Genomic DNA, 25,496 nt, shown 5'->3' with positions numbered 1-25,496 from the left:
CGCGGCATCGTCCGCACTATTCCCGAGTCCCCCATGAACTGCGTCGTCGCCCCTGTCATTCGCCTGGAAAAAGACCTGCTCGGTACCCTCGAAGTCCCCGCCGATGCCTACTACGGCATCCAGACCCTGCGCGCGGTGAACAACTTCCGCCTGTCCGGCGTGCCGCTGTCGCACTATCCGAAGCTGGTGATCGGCCTGGCCATGGTCAAGCAGGCGGCGGCCGATGCCAACCATCAGCTCGGCCATCTGCCGGCGCACAAACACGCGGCGATCAGCGAAGCCTGCGCGCGGCTGATCCGTGGCGAGTTCCACGAGCAGTTCGTGGTCGACATGATCCAGGGCGGCGCCGGCACCTCCACCAACATGAATGCCAACGAAGTGATCGCCAACCTGGCGCTGGAAGCCATGGGCGAGTCCAAGAGCGCCTACGCCAAGCTGCACCCGAACAACGACGTGAACATGGCGCAGTCGACCAACGATGCCTATCCCACGGCGATCCGCGTCGGCCTGCTGCTGGGTCACGACACCCTGCTGGCCAGCCTCGATAGCCTGATCCAGGCACTGTCCGGCAAGAGCGAGCAGTTCGCCACGGTGCTGAAGATGGGCCGCACTCAGTTGCAGGACGCTGTGCCGATGACCCTCGGTCAGGAATTCCGCGCCTTCGCCACCACCCTCGGCGAGGACCTGGACAAGCTGCGCCGCTTCGCCCCCGAGCTGCTCACCGAGGTAAACCTGGGTGGCACCGCGATCGGTACCGGTATCAACGCCGACCCGCGCTACCAGGCGCTGGCGGTGGAACGCCTGGCGGCGATCAGCGGGCAGCCGCTCAAGGCCGCCAGCGACCTGATCGAAGCGACCTCGGACATGGGGGCCTTCGTGCTCTTCTCCGGTCTGCTCAAGCGCCTGGCGGTGAAGCTGTCGAAAATCTGCAACGACCTGCGCCTGCTCTCCAGCGGGCCGCGTACCGGGATCAACGAGATCAACCTGCCGCCGCGCCAGCCAGGCAGCTCGATCATGCCGGGCAAGGTCAATCCGGTGATCCCCGAGGCGGTCAACCAGGTGGCCTTCGAGGTGATCGGCAACGACCTGGCGCTGACCATGGCAGCCGAAGGCGGCCAGCTGCAGTTGAACGTGATGGAGCCGCTGATCGTCTACAAGCTGTTCGACTCCGTGCGCCTGCTGCAGCGTGCCATGGACATGCTGCGCGAACACTGCATCGTCGGTATCACCGCCAATGAGGCGCGCTGCCGCGAGCTGGTCGAGCACAGCATCGGCCTGGTCACCGCGCTGAATCCCTACATCGGTTACGAAAACGCCACGCGCATCGCCAAGCTGGCGCTGGATTCGGGGCGCGGCGTGCTGGAGCTGGTGCGCGAGGAAGGTTTGCTCGACGAAGCGACCCTGGCCGATATCCTGCGCCCGGAAAACATGGTCGCTCCGCGGGCGGTGCCGCTGAGCGCCTGATCCTGCGTCCTGGCGTAGAGCGCCGGCGTTGGCGGCTTTACGCCTTGGTATACGAGCGTCGCGCATTCCTCGGTTGGGACTAGGGCCTCCTTGAAGGGAACGCCCGGGTGCGCGCCCCGTAGGATGGGTCGAGCGCAGCGATACCCCTCACGCTCGCCACGATGGGTATCGCTGCGCTCGACCCATCCTACTCATGGCATGCAGCACTAGTGCGCCACGAACAGGCCATCCCCGGGTTGTTCGGCCTGCAGCCGCTGGCGGATGTCGGCATCGATGCGCGAGTCGTCCGGGCGATAGAGCATCACCTGGCGATAGGCGCTGATGCGGTTGATCTCCGGGCCCAGGTATTCCCACACCACGCGGGAGCTCGAGGGGGTGCGGCGGTCGCCGCTGGATACGCCGGTCTTCAAGCCGTTGAGGCGGGTGATGCGGCTCTTGTAGCTGGGAATCAGGATGGTCTGGCTCATCTCGTTGAGGGTCAGCGACTCGTAGTCGATGAGGAACAGCCGATCCTGCAGGGCGAAGGCGGCGCCCAGGTAACGGCAGCGCACCCAGTCGTCGGCCTGCACGTCGCTGCTCGCCGAGCGCTCCTGGCGTTCCTGGCGCTCGAAGAGGAAATTGCCGCTCTCCTCGCGCAGGTGCACCAGCGATACCAGGATGGTCCCCGGCACCGACATGCAGTTGGAGTATTCGAAGTAGTAGCCGCAGTAGCGGGAGAGATCGCCGGCATGCTCGCGCAGCGGCTGCAGCAGCCCGAGCAGCGGGTCCTTGCTGGTGTTGTCGCGTACTTCGCCCAGGCGCGCGCCGACCAGTCGGGCGAACTGTTCGGCCGGCAGGCTCAGCTCGTAATCCTCGACGCCGAAGAAATCGCCGATGCGTTTGAGGTTGTAGGCCGTTGGACGGCTCTGTCCGCTGAGGTACTTGTTGAACTGCGAGCGGTTGATCGAAAGCTTGCGGCAAACCTCCGCGATAGAGCGGTAGTGGTTGCAGAGCAGGCGCAGATTACTGGCGAGTGGCTCGGACAAGGACGGTTTTCCTTTGATGCGAGTGGCGCAAATATAGCATCAACTCGCACCATCTTGAGACGACCCGCGAAATTGTCGTGGCCAGTCTGATGTCGAACCATTGCCGCCTTCACCGTCCCGCCACTTACAAGAAGAGAGAATCACATGCTTGATTTGCTCAACGACCTCATCTGGAGCAAGTTGCTGATCGTGATGTTGATCGGCCTCGGGCTGTTCTTCAGCATCGCTTCGCGCTTCGTTCAGTTTCGTTATTTCGGCCGGATGTTCAGCATCTTCGCCGAGGCCTTTCAGCGTCAGCCGGGACAACTCAGCTCGTTCCAGGCGCTGATGTTGTCGGTCGCCGGTCGCGTCGGTGCCGGTAACATCGCCGGCGTCTCCGTGGCGATCATGCTCGGTGGTCCGGGGGCGATCTTCTGGATGTGGATAATGGCGCTGGTAGGCATGGCCACCAGCTACTTCGAATGCTCCCTGGCACAGCTGTACAAGCGCCGCGAGCCCGATGGCGCCTACCGTGGCGGTCCGGCCTTCTATATCCAGCACGGCCTGGGCCAGCGCTGGATGGGCATCGTGGTCTCGATCCTGCTGCTGGTGACCTTCGGCTTCGGTTTCAACGCGGTGCAGTCCTTCACCGTGGCCAGCTCGCTGCACGACACCTTCGGCGTGCCCACCCTGGTCAGCGGCATCGCCCTGACGCTGGTGATCGGCCTGATCATCTTCGGCGGCATCCGTCGCATCGCCAGCATGGCCGATGTGCTGGTGCCGGTGATGGCGTTCTCCTACATCGCCATGGCGGCGCTGGTGATCGGCATGAACATCAGCGAAGTGCCTGCCACCTTCGCGCTGATCGTGAAGAGCGCCTTCGGCCTGGAGCCGGCCTTCGCTGGTGGCATCGGCGCGGCGATCATCATGGGCGTCAAGCGCGGCCTGTTCTCCAACGAGGCCGGCCTGGGTAGCGCGCCGAACGTGGCGGCGGTGGCCGAGGTCAAGCACCCCGCCGCCCAGGGCATCGTGCAGTCGCTGAGCGTGTTCATCGACACCCTGATCCTGTGCAGCTGCACCGCGCTGATCATCCTGCTTTCCGGCGTCTACCAGCCGGGCATGGAAGAGGCCGGTGTGGTCCTGACCCAGGGCGCCGTGGCCGCCGTGGTCGGCGAGTGGGGTCGGGTATTCGTCAGCCTGGCGCTGCTGCTGTTCGTCTTCACCACGCTGATCTACAACTACTACCTCGGCGAAAACGCCCTGGGCTTCTTCACCGAGAAGCGCATGCCGGTGATCGTCTACCGCGTGCTGGTCGTCGTGCTGGTGCTCTGGGGGTCGGTGGAAGACCTGGGTACGGTGTTCGCTTTCGCCGACGTCACCATGGGCCTGCTGGCGATCTTCAACCTGATCGCCCTCGCCCTGCTGTTCAAGGTCGGCCTGCGCCTGATGCGCGACTATGACGGGCAGATGAAAGCCGGCGTGAAGTCGCCGGAGTTCGACCCGGCGAAGTTCGCCGACCTGGATATCGACCCGGCAGCCTGGCCCAAGCGCGACAGCCAAACGCAGCACTGAACGCTGCACGAGACAGGGGGCTTAAGCCCCCTTTTCTCTGTCTGAGGATTGTTCATGAACGGACCCCAACGCCTGCGGGTGCTCTACACCGGCGGCACCATCGGCATGCAGATGACCGCCGAAGGCCTCGCGCCGGCCTCCGGTTTCGACGTGCGCATGCGCGAGGAACAGCGCGCGCAGGGACTCGACGACCTGCCCGACTGGCAATTCCGCGAGCTGGCACCGCTGCTCGACAGCGCCAACATGGGCCAGCCCCAGTGGCTGGCACTGCGCGACGCCATCGTCGCCGCCGTCGACGAGGAGGGCTGCGATGCCATCCTGGTGCTGCATGGCACCGATACCCTGGCCTACAGCGCCGCGGCGCTGAGCTTCCTGCTGCTCGGCCTGCCGGCACCGGTGGTATTCACCGGTGCCATGCAGCCGGCCGGGACGCCGGATGGCGATGCCTGGCCGAACCTGTTCGGGGCGCTGTGCGCGCTGGGTCAGGGCATCGCTCCCGGCGTACACCTGTTTTTCGATGGCCAGTTGATGCATGGCGCACGGTGTTCCAAGCTGCGCAGCGATGCGTTCGACGCCTTCCAGGTCCTACCGCGCCTACGCCAGGCCGAGCGGGCCGATGGGCTGCCGCCGGCGCTGGATTATCGCCAGCCACGGCGACCGCTGGCGCTGGGCATTCTGCCGCTGTTTCCCGGGGTGCAGGCCGAGCTGGTCCGCGCGCTGGTCGCCAGCGGCGTACGTGGGCTGTTGCTGGAGTGCTACGGCAGCGGCACCGGACCGTCGGACGACATTGCACTGATGCAGGCGCTGCGCGAGGCCCGCGACAGCAACGTCCTGCTGGTCGCGATCAGCCAGTGTCCCCAAGGGCATGTCGAGTTTGGCGTGTATGCCGCCGGTAGCCGGCTGCGTCAGGTGGGAGTGGTGTCCGGTGGCGGGATGACCCGTGAGGCGGCGCTGGGCAAGCTGTTCGCCCTGCTCGGCGCCGATCTGCCCTTGGCCGAGGTCGAGCGCCTGATGGCACTCGACCTGTGCGGGGAAATGGCGGATTGAACGCCGCGCGCCCTGCCCTGGGCGCCCTCAGCTCTGAATGGTCGCCGCCGGGTTGATGACCCGGCCCAGGCCGAGGTTGCGCAGCGCCAGGTGCAGCGAACTGTGGATGACCTGCGGGTTGTCGATGGTCAGCAACTGGGCGAGCAGCTCCTTGGCCTTGCCCAGGCTGACCTGGCGCAGCAGCCATTTCACCTTGGGCAGGTTGGTGGCGTTCATCGACAGCGAATCGAAGCCCATCGCCAACAGCAGTACCGCCGCCGCCGGATCGCCGGCCATCTCGCCGCAGATGCTCACCGGCTTGCCTTCGGCATGCGCCTCGGTGACCACGTGCTGCAGCGCCTGCAGCACCGCCGGGTGCAGGTAGTCGTAGAGGTCGGCGACCCGCGGGTTGTTGCGGTCCACCGCCAGCAGGTACTGGGTCAGGTCGTTGGAGCCCACCGAGAGGAAGTCCACCTGGCGCGCCAGGTCGCGGATCTGATAGACCGCCGCGGGAATCTCCACCATCACCCCCACCGGCGGCAGGGGTACGTCGGTGCCCTCGTCGCGCACCTCGCCCCAGGCCCTGTGGATAAGATGCAGCGCCTCTTCGGTCTCGTGGGTGCCGGAGATCATCGGCAGCAGGATACGCAGGTTGTTCAGGCCTTCGCTGGCCTTGAGCATGGCGCGCGCCTGGACCAGGAAGATTTCCGGGTGATCGAGGGTGACGCGGATGCCGCGCCAGCCGAGGAACGGGTTGCTTTCCTTGATCGGGAAGTAGGACAGCGACTTGTCGCCGCCGATGTCCAGGCTGCGCATGGTCACCGGCAGCGGATGAAAGGCCGCGAGCTGCTCGCGGTAGATCGCCATCTGCTCCTTCTCGCTGGGGAAGCGCTCCTTGCTCATGAACGGCACTTCGGTGCGATACAGGCCCACGCCCTCGGCGCCGCGCTCCTTGGCGCGCGCCACGTCCGCGAGCAGGCCGGTGTTCACCCACAGCGGCATACGCACGCCATCGAGGGTTTCGCAGGGCAGCGAGCGCAGTGCGTCGAGACCCTGGGTGAGCTGGCGCTCTTCCTCCACCACTTCGGCGTATTGCCGGCGGAGGATCTCGCTGGGGTTGGTGAAGACCTCGCCGTGGTAGCCGTCGACGATCAGCTCGATGCCATCGAGCTTGGAGTACGGCAGATCGACGATGCCCATCACCGTGGGAATACCCATGGCGCGGGCCAGGATCGCCACATGGGAGTTGCCCGAGCCCATCACCGAGACCAGGCCGGCGAGCTTGCCCTCGGGCACCTCGCCGAGCATCGCCGGGGACAGCTCCTCGCTCACCAGGATGGTGTTGTCCTGGTAGACCAGGTCCTGCTGGCGCTGGTGCTGCAGGTGCGAGAGCAGGCGCCGGCCGAGGTCGCGGATGTCCGAGGCGCGCTCGCGCAGGTAGGCGTCGTCCATCAGCTCGAAGCGTTTGACGTGCTCCATCACCACCTGGCGCAGCGCACCCTGGGCCCATTGCCCGGTGCGGATGATGCGCTTGACCTCCTGGCCGATGGAGGCGTCGTCGAGCATCATCAGGTAGACGTCGAACAGCGCGCGTTCCTCGGGGCGCAACTGCCCGCCCAGGCGCCCGGAGAGGTTGCGGATGTCCATGCGCACCGCTTCCAGGGCCTGCTCGAAGCGCTCGACCTCCGCGTCGCGGTCCTCAATGGATTTGTCCGGCACCACCTCCAGATCGGCGGGCGGCAGCACCACCACGGCATGGCCGACCGCTGCGCCCGGCGCGCCGGGAACACCGACGAAGCGTGCTTCCTGGATGCCCTTGCCCAGGCGCCCCAGGCCGCGGATCGAGCCGGTGGCCTCGGCATGCGCGATGACTCCGGCGAGCTGTGCGCTCATGGTCACCAGGAAGGCTTCCTCGCCTTCGTCGAACTGCCGGCGATCCTTCTGCTGCACCACCAGCACGCCCATCACCCGACGGTGGTGGATGATCGGCGCGCCGAGGAAGGAGGCGTAGCGTTCCTCGCCGGTCTCGGCGAAGTAACGGTAACGCGGATGGCTGGCGGCGTCCTCGAGGTTGAGCGGCTCCTCACGGGTACCGACGAGGCCGACCAGGCCCTCGTTGGGGGCCATGCTGACCTTGCCGATGGAGCGCTTGTTGAGGCCCTCGGTGGCCATCAGGACGAAGCGGTTGGCTTCCGGATCGAGCAGGTAGACCGAGCATACGTGGCTGCCCATCGCTTCCTTCACGCGCAGCACGATGATGCCCAGCGCCGCCTTGAGATCCTTGGCAGCGTTGACTTCCTGAACGATCTTGCGCAGCGTGTTGAGCATGGCCAGGGCTCGAATCTCCGATCAGTCGCGCGCCAGCAGGCGCGGCGCGAGTTCCTTGAGGGCTCGCCGGTAGACCTCGCGCTTGAAGGTGACTACCTGGCCCAGCGGGTACCAGTAACTGACCCAGCGCCAGCCGTCGAACTCCGGCTTGCCGGTCAGGTCCATGCGCACCCGCGCGTCATCCGAGAGCAGGCGCAGCAGGAACCACTTCTGCTTCTGGCCGATGCACAGCGGCTGACTGTGGGTACGCACCAGGCGTTGCGGCAGACGGTAGCGCAGCCAGCCACGGGTGCAGGCGAGGATGCGCACGTCGCGCTGCTCCAGGCCGACTTCCTCGTTGAGCTCGCGGTACAACGCCTGTTCGGGCGATTCGCGCTCGTTGATGCCGCCCTGGGGAAACTGCCAGGCGTCCTGGTTGATGCGCCGGGCCCAGAGGACCTGGCCATCGTCATTGGTCAGAATGATGCCGACATTCGGCCGAAAGCCATCGGGGTCGATCATGTCTGCACCTCTTGAACGCATGTTACGGCATTGTTCCATAAAAGAGCGGGGGGCTGGAAGCGTCGCGCCCGCTGCATTGGGCAAGCTGGCACGGGCCATGCAATCGCCATCTATCCTCCCTCGGCAGGAGGCCGACTCAGCATGCCGCATTCACTTCGCGCGCAACACCCTGGACAGATTCACCAACGCGCCCCGAAGGTCACCAGCCTCGTCTGGAGACGGCGCTGCAGGGGCCTCGTAGGGCTTTGCAGCGACCCCCGTAGGGCACCCGCAAGAGGACGAATGGTTGGCTCTGCCCTGCCCACGGCGTTGAAGATTTCCAGCGAAACCCCGGCGGGGCCGGCGTATTTTCGGCTACGCGACTCAGCCCACCTCGTCCGCTTTGCGGTCTCGGCTACCACTCATTGAATGGGAGGGAATGAGCCTGGGCACTGGCCACCGTCGCGGTGCGAAACCAGGGATTCCCGCTCCCGAGTCGCAATGAGCGGGCCCGACATCCGTGCGATGCAGTCGAGCGGTTCTGACGGTATGCTTGCGGGCCTTTTCCTTCGTACTCGGGATATTCACGTGCGCCTCGCTCTCTTCGACCTCGACAACACCCTGCTCGCCGCCGATAGCGATCATGCCTGGGGCGACTGGCTGTGTGCCCAGGGCATCCTCGATGAGGTCACCTACAAGGCGCGCAACGACGCCTTCTACCAGGACTACCTGAATGGCGCCCTGGATATCCGCGACTACCTGAACTTCTGCCTGGAGATCCTCGGTCGCACGGACATGGCGCAGCTCGCCGAGTGGCACGCGCGCTTCATGCGCGAGTGCATCGAGCCGATCATCCTCGCCAAGGGCGAAGCACTGCTCGCCGAGCATCGCGCCGCGGGTGACACGCTGATGATCATCACCGCGACCAACCGCTTCATCACCGGCCCGATCGCCGCGCGGCTGGGCGTGGACCTGTTGCTCGCCACCGAGTGCGAGATGCAGGACGGCCGCTATACCGGCCGTACCACCGACGTGCCCTGCTTCCGCGAGGGCAAGGTCGAACGTCTGCATCGCTGGCTCGCCGAGCACGATGCGGATCTTTCCGACAGCACCTTCTACAGCGACTCGGCCAACGACCTGCCGCTGCTCGAGGCGGTCACCCGCCCGGTGGCGGTCGATCCCGACCCGACCCTGCGCAAGATCGCCGAGGAACGGGGCTGGCCGGTGATTTCGCTGCGCTAGCGACGTAGCGTGCTCCACCAGCCTGCCGCCAGCAGCAGGCACAGCACAGCACAGCCGCCGTACAGCCAGAAGAAGCCGCCCGGTAGCGCCAGCAGGGCGAAGGCCGCCATCGGCCCGAGCGCGGCGCCCAGGTCCTGGATGATCGAGTAGCCGGTCATCCCGCGCAGGGCGTTGCCCTGACGGGCAAGGTCGGCGGCCAGGGCATCGCAGAGGGTGGTCAGCGCCGTGGCGGCAAGCATCGCCAGCAGCCCGCAGGCCAGCCAGCTCGCGATGGGCTGCGCCGGTAACAGGGCGGCGAAACCCAGCGCCATGGCCAACAGGGCGCCGGTCAGCAGCGGCAGGCGTCCGCGCGGACCATCGCTCCAGGTGCCGATCCGCATCGCCAGCGGCGTTTCCCAGCTCCAGCGCGCGGCCTGCAGCGCGCCGGCCAAGGCACCCGCGCCGAGGGCAACGCCCAGTACCTGGATTTCGGGGCCCAGACGCCAGGCCACCAGCGCGCTGAGGGTGGCAGCGAGCACGCCCTGGATCAGCAAGGCCACGCAAAAACCGTTCAGCCAAACCAGACGCTGCCTGGGCAGTGCGCGCCGAGCGTGCGGTATGGCAGGGCCCGCCGCCGCTGGCGCATCGACCGCCGGCTGGGGATCGAAGGCGGCCAGCAGCAGCGGAATGCCGAGCAGCGAGAGGGCGGCGAACACCAGCGCGATGCTCTGCAGGCCGAACACCGGCACCAGCGCACCGCCCACCAGCATGCCGACCAGGCTGCCCAGGCGGTAGAGGCCGTTATAGCTGCCCATCACCCGGCCCCGCGCGCTGCCGGGGGCGCACTGCACCACGCAGGTCAACCCGCCGATGCGGAACAGCGACCAGGCCACGCCCCACAGGGCGCGCAGCGCCAGCCAGGCCCAGAAGCCGCTGACGAAGGCATAGCCGAGGGTGCTGGCGACGCCGAGCAGCACCGCCAGCAGCAGGCCGCTGCGCAGCGAGGCACGGTGGTAGAACAGGCCGATCAGTGGATTCAGCGGCAGGCGTACCAGGCGGTTCGCCGAGAGCAGGACGCCGACCTGCCAGAGCGCGTCGAGCCCGGCCTGCTGCCAGAACAGCGGCAGGGCGATGTAGAGCATGGAGTCGCCGGTCAGGCAGAACGCGGTGGCCAGGGCTGCGCTGACGACCGCGGTTGGCGTGCGTGGACGTTGCTGGGACGCGCGCTCAGCCATGCGTCGCCTTAACCCATGAACAACTGGTAGGCCGGGTTCTCGGTCTCGTCCCACCAGGGATAGCCGATGGCTTCCAGCGCCTTGGGCAACTGCGCCAGCTCCTCTTCCGGCACCTGCAGCGCGGCCAGCACGCGGCCGTCGGCGGCGCCGTGGTTGCGGTAGTGGAAGAGGCTGATGTTCCAGCGCCCGCCGAGCTTGTTGAGGAAGTTGAACAGTGCGCCGGGGCGCTCGGGGAATTCGAAGCGCAGCACCCGCTCGTGGCTCACCGCCTCGGCATGCCCGCCCACGGTGTGGCGGATGTGCAGCTTGGCCAGTTCGTTGTCGGTCAAATCCAGCACCGGGAAGCCCTGCTCGCGCAGGTTCTGCACCAGCGCCTGGCGCGGGTCGTTCTGCGGGTGGGTCTGCACGCCGACGAAGATGTGCGCCTCGCCCTCGCCGTGGTAGCGGTAGTTGAACTCGGTGATCTGCCGCTTGCCCAGTGCCTCGCAGAAGGCCTTGAAGCTGCCCGGTCGCTCGGGGATGGTCACCGCGATGATCGCCTCGCGCTGCTCGCCCAGCTCGGCGCGCTCGGCGACGTGGCGCAGGCGGTCGAAGTTGACGTTGGCGCCCGAATCGATGGCCACCAAGGTCTGGCCGCTGACGCCTTCGCGGGCCACGTATTTCTTGATCCCGGCCACCGCAAGGGCACCGGCCGGCTCGGTGATCGAGCGGGTGTCGTCGTAGATGTCCTTGATCGCCGCGCAGATCTCGTCGCTGCTGACGGTGACCACCTCGTCGACGTGCTCACGACAGATCTCGAAGGTATGCGCGCCGATCTGCGCCACCGCCACGCCATCGGCGAACAGCCCGACCTGCGGCAGCACCACTCGCTCGCCGGCGGCCAGCGCCTGCTGCAGGCAGTTGGAATCGTCCGGCTCGACGCCGATGACCTTCACCTCCGGGCGCAGGTACTTCACGTAGGCGGCGATGCCGGCGATCAGTCCGCCGCCGCCGACCGGCACGAAGATGGCGTCCAGCGGCCCCTGCTGCTGGCGCAGGATTTCCATCGCCACGGTGCCCTGCCCGGCGATCACGTGGGGGTCGTCGTAGGGGTGGACGTAGACATACCCCTTCTCCTCCACCAGCTTCAGCGAATGCGCCAGCGCCTCGGGAAAGGCATCGCCATGCAGCACCACCTTGCCGCCACGGGCGCGCACGCCCTGCACCTTCAGCTCCGGGGTGGTGCGCGGCATGACGATGGTCGCCGCCACGCCCATCTGCTTGGCCGCCAGCGCCACGCCCTGGGCGTGGTTGCCGGCCGAGGCGGTGACCACGCCGCGCGCGCGTTCCTCGGCGGAGAGCTGCGCCAGGCGGTTGTAGGCGCCGCGGATCTTGAAGGAGAACACCGGCTGCAGGTCCTCGCGCTTGAGCAGCACGCGGTTGTCCAGGCGCTCGGAGAGCTGGCGGGCGGGCTGCAGCGGGGTTTCCTCGGCCACGTCGTAAACGCGCGAGTTGAGGATGTGCTTGACGTAGTGTTCGAGCATGACGGCGAGGATCTGGTACGGCGGGAAAACGCCGAGTGTACTCCCCTGGGCGGGTAGCGGCGAGTTGCCGACCCGAACAGGAGGTGGGCAAGCACTTGCGCAACAAGCTGTGGATAACTTTGTGGGCAACCCGCGTAAAAGCGGTGCGCTGAGGCCCCGGGAACGCCGCGCCGAATCCTGCCAAAGCTGCGCAGCGCCTTGCGCAGCGCCATGTGCGCTGTGTAGCGCAACGGCTTGGCATCAATTGTGGATGACCGCATAAGCCTTTGATTGAAAAGCGGCTTCCCGAGGCTGGCACGGAGACTGCCAAGAATGACGGGAAGCCTCGTCACAGGGACGAGGTCGGCTGGCAAAAAAGGAGCGTCACCCATGCCAACTCCCGCGTACCTGTCCCTCGAAGGGACCAAGCAGGGCCTGATCACCGCTGGTACCTTCACCGAGGATTCGGTCGGCAACATCTTCCAGGAAGGTCACGAAGACCAGATCCTGGTACAGGCCTACGGACACCAGGTGATCATTCCCCGTGACCCGCAGTCCGGCCAACCCACCGGCCAGCGGGTACACAAGCCGCTGATGATCACCAAGGTCTTCGACAAGTCCTCGCCGCTGATCTTCAACGCGCTGACCTCGGGCGAGCGCCTGGATAAGTGCCGTCTGGAGTGGTACCGCACCTCCGCCACCGGTACTCAGGAACACTACTTCACCATCGAGCTGGAAGACGCGGTCATCGTCGACGTGCAGTCGCGCATGCCCAACTGCCAGGACCCGGGCATGTCCCACTTCACCCACCTGGAAGACGTCTACTTCACCTACCGCAAGATCATCTGGACCCACGAAGTGGCCGGTACCTCGGGCTCCGACGACTGGCGTTCGCCGATCTCCGCGTAGGCGCGTTCCCGGCAGCCGTCGCCGGGGCCAGCCAGGCGCGCAGCACGGGGTTATACTGCGCGCCTTCGCGAACCCCGGAGCCCGGCATGAACCAGGATCAACTCAAGCAGGCGGTGGCCCAGGCCGCCGTCGACCTCATTCTTCCGCGTCTCGATGCCACGAGCATCGTTGGCGTCGGTACCGGCTCCACGGCCAACTTCTTCATCGACGCCCTGGCGCATCACAAGATGGCCTTCGATGGCGCCGTGGCCAGCTCCGAAGCCACCGCGCAGCGCCTCAAGGGCCACGGCATCCCGGTCTATGACCTCAATTCGGTGAGCGAGCTGGAGTTCTACGTCGATGGCGCCGACGAGAGCGACGAGCACCTGCACCTGATCAAGGGCGGCGGCGCCGCGCTGACCCGCGAGAAGATCGTCGCCGCCGTGGCGCGCACCTTCGTCTGCATCGCCGACCAGAGCAAGCTGGTGCCGGTGCTCGGCAACTTCCCGCTGCCGGTGGAGGTGATCCCCATGGCGCGCAGCCACGTGGCCCGCGAGCTGGTGAAGCTCGGTGGCGATCCGGAATACCGCGAGGGCGTGCTGACCGACAACGGCAACATCATCCTCGACGTGCACAACCTGTCGATCACCGATCCGGTGGGCCTGGAGCGTGACATCAACGCCATCGTCGGCGTGGTCACCAACGGTCTGTTCGCGGCCCGCCCGGCGGACGTGCTGCTGCTCGGCACCGCCAGCGGCGTGAAGACCCTCGAGCGCGGCTGAGCGGTAGCGGGCGCGCCTCCCCGGCGCGCCCGCTACCGCTCAGCCCAGCCCGGGATGGGTGGCGAACCAGTCGTCGATCAGTGCCTGCAGGCGCGTGCCGGAGAAACTGCCGAAGTGGCCGCCGTGCACCTGGCGCACCGGCAGGCGGCGCAGGCGGGCCAGGCTGGCGGCGTAGTCCTCCAGGTTGGAGTGGTAGGCGTCCTCGATCAGCGGACCGTCGTAGATCACATCGCCGGAGAACAGCGTCTGCGTGCGCGCTTCCCAGAGGCTGATGCCACCCGGCGAATGCCCCGGCGTGTGCAGCACCTGCAGGGTGCGGTCACCCAGATCGAGCACGTCGCCCTCCTCCACTAGCCGGGTCGCCGGCGCCGCCTTGACCCGGTATTCGGCGTAGCACAGCGGGCAGTCCGGATGCGCCTCGAACATTTCGTCGCCGACGAAGGCCTCGGCCAGGGTGTTCTGCCCGTCCGGTGCGGCGAGGATGTCCGCCTCGTCCGGGTGTACCAGGCGCTCGGGGAACTCGTGGTGCCCGGCGATGTGGTCGAAGTGGCAGTGGCTGGCCACTGCCAGCAGCGGTTTCTCGGTCAGCCAGGGCAACTGCTCGCGCAGGCTGACCACGCCGGAGCCGGAGTCGATCAGCACATCGCGTTCACGGCCGCTGACGTGCCACAGGTTGCAGCGGTAGAACGGCCGCACCCAGGGCTCGTGGATCAGGCGGATGCCGTCGTCCAGCGTGCGTACCTCGAACCACTCTTCGCGACTGACTATCTTCATCGGCGTTTCCTCTCGGGCTCAGGCGACCTGCGCGCGCGGCGCCCACAGCCACTTGCGCACGACGACGTAGAACAGCGCGGTGAGCACGAATACCGGCAGCGAGGCGCCCCAGGCCAGCGGCGAGACCCAGCCCCAGTAGTAGGCCAGCGCCGCGCCCAGGCCGTAGGCGACGAACGCCGCCGGGTTGATGCCGCCCAGGTAGCGGTAGCGCCCACCCTGCTCGTCGAGCAGGTCGGCCTCGACGTAGCCGCCGCGCTGGATCACGAAGTAGTCGGCGATCATCACCGCGAAGGCGGGGATGAACACGCTGCCGATCACCAGCAGGAAGGTCTGGAAGTTGTCGAGGATACCGGGGATCTGCGAGCCGAGGATCGACAGCACGCCGATCACCAGCGCCGGCTTCCAGAAGGCGGTGCGCGGGGCGATGTTGAGGTACGACAGGGTGGCGCTGTAGACGCACATGACGTTGGTGGTCATCACCGAGAGGAACACCACGATGGCCGCCGGCAGGCCGAAACCGAAGCCCGCGAGCAGCACCGCCGGATCGTAGGTCTGCTCCACGCCGCTGAGCACCGAGAAGCCCGACACCGCCGCACCCATGCCCATCGCCAGCAGCGTCGCGGCGACGTAGCCGACCCAGGTGCCGACCGCCGCCACGCCCTGGCTGCGGCAGTTACGGTTGTAGTCGGCGGCCAGCGGAATCCACGAGAAGGCGGTGGCGATGACGATGTCGAAGGCGATCCCCGGGGTGATGTCGTTGCGCGACTCGGCCGGCATCGCCAGCAGCTGGGCGAATTCGAAGTGGCTGCCCATGGCGTAGAACATCGCCGCGGCGAGCAGCAGCATGCCGATCGCCGCCCAGCGCTCGACACGTTCGATGCCCAGGTGGCCGCGCAGGGCGATCAGCAGCACCAGGGTCTCGCAGAGGATGGTGAACAGCGGCAGGTTGCTGTAGCCGGTGGTCGACTTCACCGCGTAGTCCAGGCTCATGCCGGCGAGCAGCGCCTGGATCCAGCTCCAGGCCAGCAGGCTCAGCAGGTTCACCAGCGACGGCAGCTTGGAGCCGTGCACACCGTAGGCGCCGCGTGCCAGCACCATGGTGGTCAGGCCGCTGCGCTGGCCCATCAGGCCGACCAGCACCAGCGGCAGGATGCCTATCGCCGAGCCGAGCAGGACGATCAGCATCGCCGGGCCGAAGCGCAGGTCGGGCACCAGCAGCATGCCGGTGAGGATGGTGGTGACCACCACGTTGGCGCCCAGCCAGAGCGCGGCGGTGCCGCGCAGGCCGAGGCTGCGGTGGCTGGCGTCGGTGGCGGCCAGGCCGTCCTGACCGAAGTGCCGTGCGAAATTCTTCAACATGCTGATCTCCCGGATGCTTTTTGGGTGTTGTCGTTGGCAGGGGGGAAAGGGGGGCATCGCTTCTTGTGTGGGTGCCGCTCGTTCAGGGATGGAACGGCGGCGCCTCGGCTAATTCGATGAGCAGTGGACGGTCCGCCGGTGCGCTGCGCAGCAGCTCGGCCAGTTGCGCGTGGTCATCGGCGCGTTCGGCGAGGCAGCCGAAACCGCGGGCGATGGTGAGGAAGTCCGGGGTGTAGATATCCACACCCAGCGGGGTGATCGCGCGGCGCTGCATGTAGCGCTTGATCTCGCCGTAGCCGGCGTTGTTCCACAGCAGCACGACGATACCCACAGCGGCCTCCACTGCGCTGGCCAGCTCCGGCAGGCTGAATTGCAGGCCGCCATCGCCGATCAGGCAGACCACCGGGCGGCCCGGCTCGGCGAGCTTGGCGCCGATGGCCGCCGGCAGGCCGTAGCCGAGGGTGCCGTAGCCGGTGGATGAGTTGAACCACAGGCGCGGGGTCGAGGTGTCCACCAGGTGGTTGCCGCTGTACACCGTCTGCGTCGAGTCGCCGACGTAGCGGGCATCCGGCAGTGCGGCATGCAGGGTGTCGAACAACCGGCGGTAGTGCGCCCAGTCGGCGAAGCCTTCGGCCAGTTCGGCCCTGACGCTGGCGGCGCGACGGGCGCCAATGCCGTCGGCAGCGAAGGGCCGCGCGGGCAGCACGGCCAGCAACTGCTGCATGGCGAGGCCGGCGTCGGCCTGGATGGCCAGCGCCGGCAGGTGGTTGCGGCTCAACTGCTGGGCATCGATGTCGATGCGGATCAGCTCGCCGGGTAGCGCGAAGCCGCCGTCGAAGACCACGTCGTAGTCGGTCTCGCCCAGCTCGGTGCCGATCGCCAGCACCACGTCGGCCTCGCGCGCCAGCTGACGCACCGGGACCAGTGATTGGTTGCTGCCCAGCAGCAGAGGATGCGCTGGCGGCAGCAGGCCCTTGGCATTGATGGTCAGCGCGGTGGGCGCATCCAGCGCCTCGGCCAGGGCGCGGGCCTCGGCGGCGGCGTTCACGCAACCGCCGCCGAGCAGCAGCAACGGGCGTTGCGCGCAGGCCAGGCGCCGGGCCGCCGCGGCGATCAGCGCCGGAGCGGCGGCCGGACGCGACACCTGCGGACGAGGCGCCAGCGCCAGGTGCCCGGCCGGCGCGGTGATTACGTCCAGTGGTAGCTCGATGTGCACGGGGCGCGGCCGCGCGCCGTCGAACACGGCGAAGGCGCGCGCCAGCAGTGCCGGCAGTTCATCAACGTCCAGCAGAGTGTGGCTGAAGGCACTGACCCCGGCGACCAGAGCGCGTTGGTCCGGCAGCTCGTGCAGGTAGCCGTTGCCGCTGCCCAGCCGGGCGCGCTCGTTGACCGCCGAGATCACCAGCATCGGGATGGAATCGGCGTAGGCCTGGGCCATCGCCGTGAGGATGTTGGTCATCCCCGGTCCGGTGATGATGAAGCACACACCGGGCTTGCCGCTGACCCGCGCATAACCGTCGGCCATGAAGCCGGCGCCCTGCTCATGGCGCGGCGTGACGTGGCGGATGCCGCTGTCCGGCAGGCCGCGGTAGAGCTCCACGGTGTGTACGCCGGGAATGCCGAATACCGTGTCGACGCCCCAGGCTTCGAGTTGGCGTACGAGGAATTCGCCGCAGGTCAGGCTCATCGGGTCAGTCCTTGTAGCTCGGGTCGAGACGATCCAGGCGGCGCAGCCAGGCCTGCCAGATCAGCTGGCGCTGCCATTCGGCGCCCTGCAGCTGTTCGCAGGCATGCCGCGACAGGGGCTCGGGAATCTCGCTGCACGGCTGGCCGCCGCCGGTGGCCGCCAGTTGAATCTCGCAGGCGCGGTTGAGGTAGTACATGACGTAGAAGGCGTCGGCGACCGTGGCGCCGACGCTGAGCAGGCCGTGGTGGCGCAGCAGCAGGGCGATGTTGTCGCCCAGCGAGGCCTGGATGCGCGCGCGTTCGTCGAGATCCAGCGCCACGCCTTCGTAGGCGTGGTAGCCGAGGCGACCGTGGAACTCGGTGCTGATCTGGTTGAGCTGCAGCAGCCCGGCGTCCTGCGCGGCCACGGCCATGCCCGCCAGGGTGTGGGTGTGGATCACGCAGTGGGCGTCGTCGCGGGCCATGTGCACGGCGCTGTGGATGGTGAAGCCGGCGACGTTGTAGTCCGCCTCGCCCTCCACCACCTTGCCGTGCATGTCCACCACGATCAGGTCGCTGGCGCGGATCTCGTCGAAGAACAGGCCGAACGGATTGATCAGGAAACGCGGCTCGCCGTGGCCCGGCAGGCGTACGGAAAAGTGCGTGTAGAGCGTGTCTTCCCAGCCGAACAGTGCGGCCAGGCGATAGGCTGCGGCGAGGTCGCGGCGCAGTTGGGCGATGTCGTTCATGCGCTTTCCTCCAGGCCGACGAAGCGCCGCACGCGCGCGTGCTCGCCGTTGCGGATCTGCTCGGGGCTGGCGTCGAGTTGCACCTTGCCGTCCTCCATGAACAGTACGCGGTCGGAGATCGACAGGGCGAAGTCCATCTCGTGGGTGACGATCAGCAGCGTCATGCCCTCGCGGGCCAGGTCGCGGATGACGTTGAGGACGTCGCCGACCAGCTCCGGATCGAGCGCCGAGGTGGGTTCGTCGAAGAGCATGATGTCCGGCTGCATGGCCAGCGCGCGGGCGATCGCCACGCGCTGCTGCTGGCCGCCGGAGAGCTGGTGCGGGTACTTGTGCGCATGCGCCAGCAGGCCGACCTTGTCGAGCAGTGCCAGGGCCTGACGGCGTAGCGCCGTGGTGTCGGCCAGGCCGTGATAGCGCGGCGCGAGCATCACGTTGTCGAGGATGCTGCGGTGCGGGAACAGGTTGAAGTTCTGGAAGACCATGCCGATGCGCCGTACGCCGGCGCGCTGGCGGGGGTTGTCCGGGCGGTCGCCAGCGCGGATGAAGTCCTCGCCAAAGAGCACGATCTCGCCGGCGTCGACGCTTTCGAGGCCGTTGATGGTGCGGATCAGCGAAGTCTTGCCGGAGCCCGACGGGCCGATCAGCGAGATCACCTCGCCCGGGCGCCCCACCAGGTCGATACCCTTGAGCACGTGGTGACTGCCATAGCGCTTGTGGATATCCACCAGGCGCAGGGCATCCGGCGCGCCGGGCTGCTGGGCGGCCGTGCTGCCCGCCACGACCTTCGGCAGATTGCCGCGCAGCGAGCCGACGGCGGCGTCGTCGAGGGCGTCGGGCTTGCGTCGCGTCAGGTCCAGGTGCCGCTCCAGGTACTGCAGGCCCCAGCCGAACAGGCTGACGATCAGCACGTAGTAGACGGCCACGGCGCCGAGGGTCTCGAGCACCAGGAAGTTCTGCGCGTAGAGGCGCTGGCCGACCAGCAGCAGCTCGGTGAGGGAGATCACCGAGACCAGTGAGGTCAGCTTGACGATGGTGACGTATTCGTTGGTCAGCGTCGGCAGCGCGATGCGAAAGGCCTGGGGCACGACGATCAGCCGCTGCGCGCCGAGCGGGCGGATGCCCAGGGCGCGGGCCGCCTCACGCTGACCCTTGGCGACCGAGAGCAGGCCGCCGCGATGGATCTCGGCCATGTACGCCGCCTCGGTCAGCACCAGGGCGAGCAGGCCGGCGATGAAGGGGTTGGAGAGCAACGCGCCGCTGGCGGGCAGCAACTGCGGCAGGTTGTAGACGAAGATCAGCAGCACCAGCAGCGGCACGCTGCGGAAGAACCACACGTAGACCGCTGCCGGCGCCTTCAGCCAGGGCCGGCCCGACTGCTTGGCGCTGGCCAGGCCGAAGCCGAGCACCAGGCCGATCAGCCAGGCCAGGGCGCTGAGCTTGACCACCGTCCAGCAGGCCGCCCAGAAGGCCGGCATGGAGAACAGCGAGAAGAAATAGCCCCATTCGAATTGCATGCGTCACCTCGGGTATTGCCGGTGGCGCCGGCCGACCGGCCAGCAGCGAAACGCCGCGGGCAACGCGCCCGCGGCGTTGGCCGGTCAGGCCTCTTCCAGGTTGTATTTTTCCAGCAGCGCCTTGTACTCGCCGCTGGCCTTGAATTCATCCAGCGCGGCTTTCAGGGCATCGAGCAGTTGGGTGTTGCCCTTCTTCACGTAGATGCCGAGGGTCTGCGGGTAGATCGAGCCCTGGGAGCTGATGACGATGCGTCCACGGCTCTTCTCGACGATCAGCTTGGAGGCGGCGTCGATCTCCAGGTGCGCCTGGATGTGCCCGGCGAGCAGCGCCTGGGACACCTCGGCGGTGGTCGGATACTGGTTGATGGTGATGGCGCCGGCATCGTGCTCCTTGCAGTAGCCGTCGGAGACTTTCTGTAGGGCCGGAATCCACGAGGTGCCCTGCTGCAGGCCGACGGTCAGACCGCAGAGCTCTTCGGGCGTGGCGGGCTTCTTCTCGGCGTTGCTGCGCACCATGATCGCCGCGCCGGTCTTGGCGTAGGGAATGGCATCGGCCTTCTCCAGGCGTTCGGGGAGGATGTACATGCCGGAGATGATGGTGTCGAAGCGGTTGGCATCCAGGCCCAGGATCAGGTTGGGGAAGCGCGTGTCGAAGAAGCTCGCTTTCAGGCCCAGGCGTTGGGCGAGGGCGGTGGAGACTTCCGGGTCGAAGCCCATCACCTTCTCGTCCTCGTAGTACTCGAAGGGCGGGTAGGAAATCTCCATGCCCACTTTCAGCTCGCCTTCGGCGAGGGTCTTGGGCGCGTCGGCGGCGTGGGCGGCTTGCAGGCCGGCGAGACCCAGGGCGGCAAGGGCACTCAGGGCAAAGGTCTTCACGGTGTTCATGGTGTCGCTCCTTGGAAGGTATCGAGGCGGCAGGCGAACGATCAAAGCAGGCTGGGCTGGTTTTTCAGGTGGCCGAAACTGGCCGGGCGACGGGCGCGCTCCGGCAGTTTCAGTTCTCCAGCCTCTACGCGTTTCTTCAGATAGCTATAGGTTTGCAGGGCCTGGCTCCACATGTGGTCGCCGATGCTCAGGGGTTCGTAGTCCGCCTGCGCCTGGTCGGCGAACTGCGGCAGCGGGGCGATCTGCGTGTGGTAGTCGCAGGCGTAGAACAGTGGGAAGGAATATCGCTCCTCCTTCACCGTGCGCACGCGGTGGGCGGTGGCGCCGAAAGCGCCGGCGCTCATCACTTCGAGCATGTCGCCGATGTTCACCACGAAGGCGCCGTCGACCGGTGGTGCGTCGATCCACTGTCCGAGGTCGTTCATCACCTCCAGGCCGGGACGGTCGGCGAGCAGGATGGTAAAGCACTCGTAGTCGGTGTGTGCGCCGATGCCCGGGGCGTCCTGCGCCTCGCCGTCGTAGGGATAGTGGATCAGCCGCAGCTTCGACGGCGGGAACTGCGCCATGTCGTCGAAGTGCCGCTCGTCCAGGCCCAGGGCCAGGGCAAAGCCGCGGAACAGCGTGCGGCCGAGGTCGAACACCTGCGCGTAGTAGGCCTGCACCGCCTCGCGAAAGCCGTCGAGTTCGGGCCAGCGGTTGGGGCCGAGCAGCGGCGTACCGGCGAGTACCAGCGGATTGTCCTCGGGCACCTCGAAGCCGATGTCGAAGGCTTCCTTGTGGTCCGGCTTGCCCTTGGCGTAGACCTCTTCACCCTCGGGCACGTAGCCCTTGTGGGTTTCCGACGCGCCGATGTAGTGGCGCATCTTGGCGTCCAGCGGCTGCACGAAGTAGGCCTCGGCGGCGCGGTGCAGGGCGTCGATCACCGAAGCCTGTACCGGGTGCCCGACGATGTAGAGAAAGCCCACCTCGCGGGCGGCGCGACCCAGTTCGGCGGCCACCGCCTGGCGCGCGGCCGGGTCCGGGCTGTAGAGCCCGGCGATGTCGACTTGCGGAATGCGCGTGAAATCCTTGGCTGCGCTCATCATCAATGCCCCATGTAGCGGTGGAAGTGCTGGCGCTCGGTGCGCGCCATCCATTGGTTGAGCGACCACAGGTCGGCCACCGGGACGTCGGTGAACGGCAGGTGGTGCAGGTAGCCGTCGGGGCCGAATTCCGGGGTCAGGGTGGTCGTTTCGAAGCCGCGCTGGCGCTGGCTGCTCCAGATGCTTTCCCAGTGGCGCTGGTGGAAGGCCAGGGCGTCGGCGTATTCCGGCGCGCCCGGGTGCGGCACCTGCGGGCCCTGGTCGTAACCGACCCGCGCCTGGATGTGCTCGACGCGCTCGACGAAGCTCGACAGGTCGTCCGCCGGGTCGTCCAGCAGGCGCTCGCAGGTCACCACCCAGTGGCTGATGTCGCTGGTGAAGCGCAGCTCGGGCAACTGGCGGATCAGTTCCAGGGTCACCCAGGGGCTGTACAGCGAGCGCGCCCGGTGGGTCTCGAACAGACAACGCAGGCCGCTGGCGCGGGCCAGCTCCAGGGCGCGACCGTGGAAGTCGACCTGCTCGGCGAGGCTCCAGCGGTCGTTGCCGGCCAGCAGGTTGATGAAGCGTGGTTGCAGCGTGGCGGCCCAGTCGAGCTTGCGCTGCAGGTCGCGCAGGTGATCCTCGGGACTGTCGGTCTGGCGCGGCAGCACCGGTGTCGAGGTGAACAGAATGCACACGTAGGGCACACCGTTGGCGCTGAGGAAGTGCCCGAGCCGCTCGCGTGCCGAGAGGTCCTCCGGCAGGCGCGCCTCGATGCCGTCGAAACCGGCGCTGCGCAGGCTCTGCAACGCGTCGTCGAGGCTGCCGCGAAAGCCCCAGAGGGTACGGAAGATTTCCAGTTTCATCGGACGCTCCTTCTCCGCCTCAGGCTTCAACGACGCAGCACGCCGGGCAGCACGCAGAGCATTTCGTAGAGCAGGTTGGCGCCCAGCAGCGAGGTGTTGCCGGTGCTGTCGTAGGGCGGGCTGACTTCCACCAGGTCACCGCCGACCAGGTCCAGGCCCCAGCAGCCGCGGATGATTTCCAGGGCCTGGATGGTGGTCAGACCGCCCACTTCCGGGGTGCCGGTGCCCGGCGCCCAGGCCGGGTCGATGCCGTCGATGTCGAAGGACAGGTACACCGGGCCGCCGCCGACCTTCTCACGCACCTCGGCCATCAGCGGCGCCAGCGACTGGTGCCAGCACTCCTCGGCCTGCACCACGCGAAAGCCCTGCCGGCGACTCCAGTTGAAGTCATCGGCGGTGTAGCCCTGGGCGCGCAGGCCGATCTGTACCACGCGATCGCAATCGAGCAGGCCTTCCTCGACGGCGCGGCGGAATGTGGTGCCGTGGGCGATCTTCTCGCCGAACATGTGGTCATTGACGTCCGCATGGGCGTCGATATGGACCAGGCCGACCTTGCCATACTTCTTCTTGATCGCCCGCAGGATCGGCAGGGTCAGGGTGTGGTCGCCGCCCAGGGTCAGCGGCTTGAGGTCGCTGATCGACAGCAGGCGGTCGTAGTGTTCCTCGATGATGCGCACCGAGTCCTTCAGGTCGAAGGTGTTCAGTGCCACGTCGCCGATATCCGCCACCGACAGCGAGTCGAAGGGCGCCGCGCCGGTGGCCATGTTGTAGGGGCGGATCATCACCGACTCGGCGCGGATCTGCCGCGGCCCGAAGCGGGTGCCGGAGCGCAGCGAGGTGCCGATGTCCAGTGGGATGCCGATGAAGGCGGCATCGAGGCGGGCGATGCCGGCATCGTCCTGGATGTGCGGCAGGCGCAGCATGCTGGCGATGCCGCCGAAGCGTGGCATCTCGTTGCCGCCCAGCGGCTGGTGCAGGATCTTTTCCACGGGGACCTCTGGTCTTGCGTCGAGCGATGCTTGGGATTCTTGGAAACTTGGTGCCCCGAAAGAATCGCAATCGCGAAAAAATCACTTCAGGATTTTCTGAACTATCGCGCTAGACTGCGGCGTCTTCCATGCCGTCGAGGTTTCCCATGGCCCTCCAGCAGGCCGATCTCAAGCTGTTGCGGGTGTTCGTCGCGGTGGTCCGCCAGCAGGGTTTCGCCGCCGCGCAGCAGGAGCTCAACCTGTCGACCTCGGCGATCAGCACCTACATGAGCCAGCTGGAAACCCAGCTCGGCATCACCCTCTGCCATCGCGGCCGCGGCGGCTTCGCACTGACCGCCAAGGGCGAGCTGCTGTACCAGGAAACCCTGCGCATCCTCGCCGAACTGGACGAGTTCGAGCGTTATTCCTCGACCCTGAAGGGCGAGCTGTCCGGCACCCTCAAGCTCGGTATCCTCGATTCGATGGTCAGTGAACGGGCGATTCCCCTGGCCGAGGTGATCGGCGCCTTCAGCGAGCAGCACCCCGGCGTGCACCTGAATCTGTCGGTGATGAGTCCGTACGAGTTGCAGCAGGGCGTGCTGGAGGCGCGCCTGGACCTGGCCATCGGCGCCTTCTCGATACGCATGAACGGGCTGGTCTACCAGCCGCTGTACCGTGAGCAGCACTGGTTGTACTGCAGCGAGCGGCATCCGCTGTACGAGCAGCGGCGCATCCCCGCCGAGGTGATCACCGGCCAGCGCATGGTCGGGCGCGGCTACTGGAGCCAGGCGGAGCTGGCCCGCCACGGCTTCAAGCACAGCGCGGCGACCGTGGAATCGATGGAGGCACAACTGATCCTGGTACTCTCCGGCGCCTATATCGGCTACCTGCCCGAGCACTTCGCCCAGCCCTGGGTCGAGCAGCGCCGCCTGCGCCCGTTGCTGCCGGCGACCTTCGGCTACCAGGCGCCGTTCTCCATGATCCACAAGCGCGGCCGCACCCGCGAACCGCTGATCCAGACCTTCCGAGATGGCCTGAAAACGCAGTTGGCGCACTGAAAATGGGCGATCTGGCTGCCTACTCCGGACTCTTCCTCAGCGCGCTGGTCGCCGCCACCCTGCTGCCGGCGCAATCCGAATCGGTGCTCGCGGGCCTGCTGCTGCTGGGCGAGCAACCGGTGTGGGCACTGCTCGCCATCGTCACCCTCGGCAACGTGCTCGGTTCGCTGATCAACTGGCTGCTTGGTCGTGGCCTGCTGCGCTGGCGCCAGCAACGCCGCGCGCCCTTCGGCGGACGCGCCCTGGCCCGTGCCGAACGCCACTACCGGCGCTATGGCTACTGGTCCCTGCTGCTGTCCTGGGCGCCGCTGATCGGCGATCCCCTGACCCTGATCGCCGGGACCCTGGGCGAACCCCTGTGGCGCTTCCTGCTCCTGGTCACCCTCGCCAAGGGCGGCCGCTATCTGCTGCTGGCGGCGGTGCTGAAGGGCGTGGTGGCGTTGCCCTGGTAGCTGATGGCGCTACCAGGAGCCGTAGGGGATGCCGTTTTGCTCGATGTAGGCTTTGGAGGATTCCGAAAGAGGTCGGTGATTGCCGTTGGACATACCTTCGTAAGGACCTTTCGGCTCGATCTCCGCCTGTGCATGGAGAACCTCCATGCGCTCGCCACATACTCCCGTCACCCAGCCACGAACCACGCCGCCAGGAGCCAGGCCGAGTGTCAGTGACTGCGGGTACTCCATCACCTGACAGGGAGGGGAGACTTTTTGCGTCATCAGTTGACGAGCGCGCTCGGGAATATCGAGCGTGACCTTGTAAGTCTGCGGTTCCACCAACGATTGCCAACGAACGTAGACCCGTTGGGGTAGGTCTGCACCGTCCACATAACGCCCCTTGCCCCAAGCATTTCGCCAACCACGGGCACTTTCACTTTGCAGCCCTCGCTTCCCCACAGACGCTGTACCGCTTCCGACATGTCGAAAAACGCGCCCTTGGATATCTTCCACATCCGCAGTCTCGATCCAAACCTCCATATAGTCAGGAACGAGGAAGCCCAGGCGCCAGCTCTGATAGGGCAGAGCTTCCGGATAACCGCTTCCATTGGCGCAGCCGGTCAACAGTGATAGAGCAAGAGACAGAAAGAGCGACTTCACG

Annotated in this window: 23 protein-coding genes; 8 read left to right on the top strand and 15 right to left on the bottom strand. The window is 67.0% G+C overall.

Translation table 11 applies throughout. The features are described from left to right. The first annotated feature begins 33 nt into the window (after nucleotides 1-33). Nucleotides 34-1,464 (top strand): aspartate ammonia-lyase, encoded by a 1,431-nt coding sequence (locus ACYRGX_RS02970; protein WP_473055128.1) that lies wholly within the window; start codon nucleotides 34-36, stop codon nucleotides 1,462-1,464. 206 nt (nucleotides 1,465-1,670) lie between these two features. Here the strand turns inward: ACYRGX_RS02970 and ACYRGX_RS02965 are convergent, their stop codons facing one another. Beyond that, on the bottom strand, nucleotides 1,671-2,489 hold the full coding sequence (locus tag ACYRGX_RS02965) for a helix-turn-helix domain-containing protein (RefSeq protein ID WP_473055127.1): 819 nt from the start codon (nucleotides 2,487-2,489) through the stop codon (nucleotides 1,671-1,673). A 144-nt stretch (nucleotides 2,490-2,633) separates the two neighbouring features. Here ACYRGX_RS02965 and ACYRGX_RS02960 point away from each other — a divergent pair, with 144 nt between their 5' ends. After that, nucleotides 2,634-4,040, top strand: coding sequence for an alanine/glycine:cation symporter family protein (locus ACYRGX_RS02960; protein WP_473055126.1), 1,407 nt, complete (start codon nucleotides 2,634-2,636; stop codon nucleotides 4,038-4,040). 54 nt (nucleotides 4,041-4,094) lie between these two features. Further along, complete coding sequence (locus tag ACYRGX_RS02955) at nucleotides 4,095-5,087, top strand: asparaginase (protein ID WP_473055125.1); 993 nt, start codon at nucleotides 4,095-4,097, stop codon at nucleotides 5,085-5,087. A 27-nt stretch (nucleotides 5,088-5,114) separates the two neighbouring features. On the opposite strand, the gene ptsP is transcribed toward ACYRGX_RS02955, so the two are convergent. After that, nucleotides 5,115-7,394, bottom strand: a complete 2,280-nt coding sequence (ptsP, locus tag ACYRGX_RS02950; RefSeq protein ID WP_473055124.1) for a phosphoenolpyruvate--protein phosphotransferase — start codon at nucleotides 7,392-7,394, stop codon at nucleotides 5,115-5,117. Between the two features lie 21 nt (nucleotides 7,395-7,415). Beyond that, nucleotides 7,416-7,895, bottom strand: a complete 480-nt coding sequence (locus ACYRGX_RS02945) for an RNA pyrophosphohydrolase (protein ID WP_473055123.1) — start codon at nucleotides 7,893-7,895, stop codon at nucleotides 7,416-7,418. Between the two features lie 567 nt (nucleotides 7,896-8,462). Between ACYRGX_RS02945 and ACYRGX_RS02940 the strand changes: the two genes are divergently transcribed. Further along, on the top strand, nucleotides 8,463-9,116 hold the full coding sequence (locus ACYRGX_RS02940) for a histidinol-phosphatase (RefSeq protein ID WP_473055122.1): 654 nt from the start codon (nucleotides 8,463-8,465) through the stop codon (nucleotides 9,114-9,116). Here the strand turns inward: ACYRGX_RS02940 and ACYRGX_RS02935 are convergent. Continuing rightward, nucleotides 9,113-10,330 carry an MFS transporter gene (locus tag ACYRGX_RS02935; RefSeq protein ID WP_473055121.1) on the bottom strand — a complete coding sequence of 406 codons (1,218 nt, stop codon included), beginning with the start codon at nucleotides 10,328-10,330 and terminating at the stop codon, nucleotides 9,113-9,115. The genes ACYRGX_RS02940 and ACYRGX_RS02935 overlap by 4 nt on opposite strands. A gap of 8 nt (nucleotides 10,331-10,338) precedes the next feature. Then, entirely contained in the window at nucleotides 10,339-11,853 is a 1,515-nt protein-coding gene (gene ilvA, locus ACYRGX_RS02930) for a threonine ammonia-lyase, biosynthetic (RefSeq protein WP_473055120.1), read from the bottom strand. Between the two features lie 369 nt (nucleotides 11,854-12,222). Here ilvA and ACYRGX_RS02925 point away from each other — a divergent pair, with 369 nt between their 5' ends. Both ACYRGX_RS02925 and rpiA read left to right on the top strand, forming a co-directional pair. Further along, nucleotides 12,223-12,741 carry an Hcp family type VI secretion system effector gene (locus ACYRGX_RS02925; RefSeq protein WP_473055119.1) on the top strand — a complete coding sequence of 173 codons (519 nt, stop codon included), beginning with the start codon at nucleotides 12,223-12,225 and terminating at the stop codon, nucleotides 12,739-12,741. Nucleotides 12,742-12,827: 86 nt separating this feature from the next. Next, on the top strand, nucleotides 12,828-13,502 hold the full coding sequence (gene rpiA, locus ACYRGX_RS02920) for a ribose-5-phosphate isomerase RpiA (protein WP_473055118.1): 675 nt from the start codon (nucleotides 12,828-12,830) through the stop codon (nucleotides 13,500-13,502). A 39-nt stretch (nucleotides 13,503-13,541) separates the two neighbouring features. Here rpiA and ACYRGX_RS02915 read toward each other — a convergent pair whose 3' ends face one another. From ACYRGX_RS02915 to speB, 9 genes are all read right to left on the bottom strand, one after another. Beyond that, nucleotides 13,542-14,276, bottom strand: a complete 735-nt coding sequence (locus ACYRGX_RS02915; protein WP_473055117.1) for an MBL fold metallo-hydrolase — start codon at nucleotides 14,274-14,276, stop codon at nucleotides 13,542-13,544. Nucleotides 14,277-14,294: 18 nt separating this feature from the next. Next, nucleotides 14,295-15,635 (bottom strand): purine-cytosine permease family protein, encoded by a 1,341-nt coding sequence (locus tag ACYRGX_RS02910; RefSeq protein ID WP_473055116.1) that lies wholly within the window; start codon nucleotides 15,633-15,635, stop codon nucleotides 14,295-14,297. An 82-nt stretch (nucleotides 15,636-15,717) separates the two neighbouring features. After that, nucleotides 15,718-17,322, bottom strand: a complete 1,605-nt coding sequence (locus ACYRGX_RS02905; protein ID WP_473055115.1) for a 5-guanidino-2-oxopentanoate decarboxylase — start codon at nucleotides 17,320-17,322, stop codon at nucleotides 15,718-15,720. A 4-nt stretch (nucleotides 17,323-17,326) separates the two neighbouring features. Next, nucleotides 17,327-18,049, bottom strand: a complete 723-nt coding sequence (locus tag ACYRGX_RS02900; protein ID WP_473055114.1) for a class II aldolase/adducin family protein — start codon at nucleotides 18,047-18,049, stop codon at nucleotides 17,327-17,329. Further along, entirely contained in the window at nucleotides 18,046-19,563 is a 1,518-nt protein-coding gene (locus ACYRGX_RS02895; protein WP_473055113.1) for an amino acid ABC transporter permease/ATP-binding protein, read from the bottom strand. The genes ACYRGX_RS02900 and ACYRGX_RS02895 overlap by 4 nt, the downstream gene beginning before the upstream one ends. 84 nt (nucleotides 19,564-19,647) lie before the next feature. Beyond that, nucleotides 19,648-20,448, bottom strand: coding sequence for an ABC transporter substrate-binding protein (locus tag ACYRGX_RS02890; RefSeq protein WP_473055112.1), 801 nt, complete (start codon nucleotides 20,446-20,448; stop codon nucleotides 19,648-19,650). Between the two features lie 41 nt (nucleotides 20,449-20,489). Beyond that, nucleotides 20,490-21,533 carry an isopenicillin N synthase family dioxygenase gene (locus ACYRGX_RS02885; RefSeq protein WP_473055111.1) on the bottom strand — a complete coding sequence of 348 codons (1,044 nt, stop codon included), beginning with the start codon at nucleotides 21,531-21,533 and terminating at the stop codon, nucleotides 20,490-20,492. Continuing rightward, nucleotides 21,533-22,375, bottom strand: coding sequence for a sugar phosphate isomerase/epimerase family protein (locus ACYRGX_RS02880; protein WP_473055110.1), 843 nt, complete (start codon nucleotides 22,373-22,375; stop codon nucleotides 21,533-21,535). Before ACYRGX_RS02880 ends, ACYRGX_RS02885 begins: the two co-directional genes overlap by 1 nt. A 26-nt stretch (nucleotides 22,376-22,401) precedes the next feature. After that, nucleotides 22,402-23,364: an agmatinase gene (gene speB, locus ACYRGX_RS02875; protein WP_473055109.1), complete on the bottom strand. Its 963-nt coding sequence runs from the start codon at nucleotides 23,362-23,364 to the stop codon at nucleotides 22,402-22,404. Nucleotides 23,365-23,510: 146 nt separating this feature from the next. Between speB and ACYRGX_RS02870 the strand changes: the two genes are divergently transcribed. Together ACYRGX_RS02870 and ACYRGX_RS02865 are read left to right on the top strand one after the other, a co-directional pair. Then, entirely contained in the window at nucleotides 23,511-24,401 is an 891-nt protein-coding gene (locus ACYRGX_RS02870; protein WP_473055108.1) for a LysR family transcriptional regulator, read from the top strand. 2 nt (nucleotides 24,402-24,403) lie between these two features. Further along, nucleotides 24,404-24,853 carry a YqaA family protein gene (locus tag ACYRGX_RS02865; RefSeq protein WP_473055107.1) on the top strand — a complete coding sequence of 150 codons (450 nt, stop codon included), beginning with the start codon at nucleotides 24,404-24,406 and terminating at the stop codon, nucleotides 24,851-24,853. Nucleotides 24,854-24,862: 9 nt separating this feature from the next. Here ACYRGX_RS02865 and ACYRGX_RS02860 read toward each other — a convergent pair whose 3' ends face one another. Next, complete coding sequence (locus tag ACYRGX_RS02860; RefSeq protein WP_473055106.1) at nucleotides 24,863-25,495, bottom strand: DUF2931 family protein; 633 nt, start codon at nucleotides 25,493-25,495, stop codon at nucleotides 24,863-24,865. Between the last annotated feature and the right edge of the window lies 1 nt (nucleotide 25,496).

It is taken from the genome of Pseudomonas sp. R4-15 (assembly GCF_055768815.1).
The sequence above is the reverse complement of the archived record's forward strand: the minus strand, read 5'-3'. Positions and strand labels throughout refer to the sequence as shown.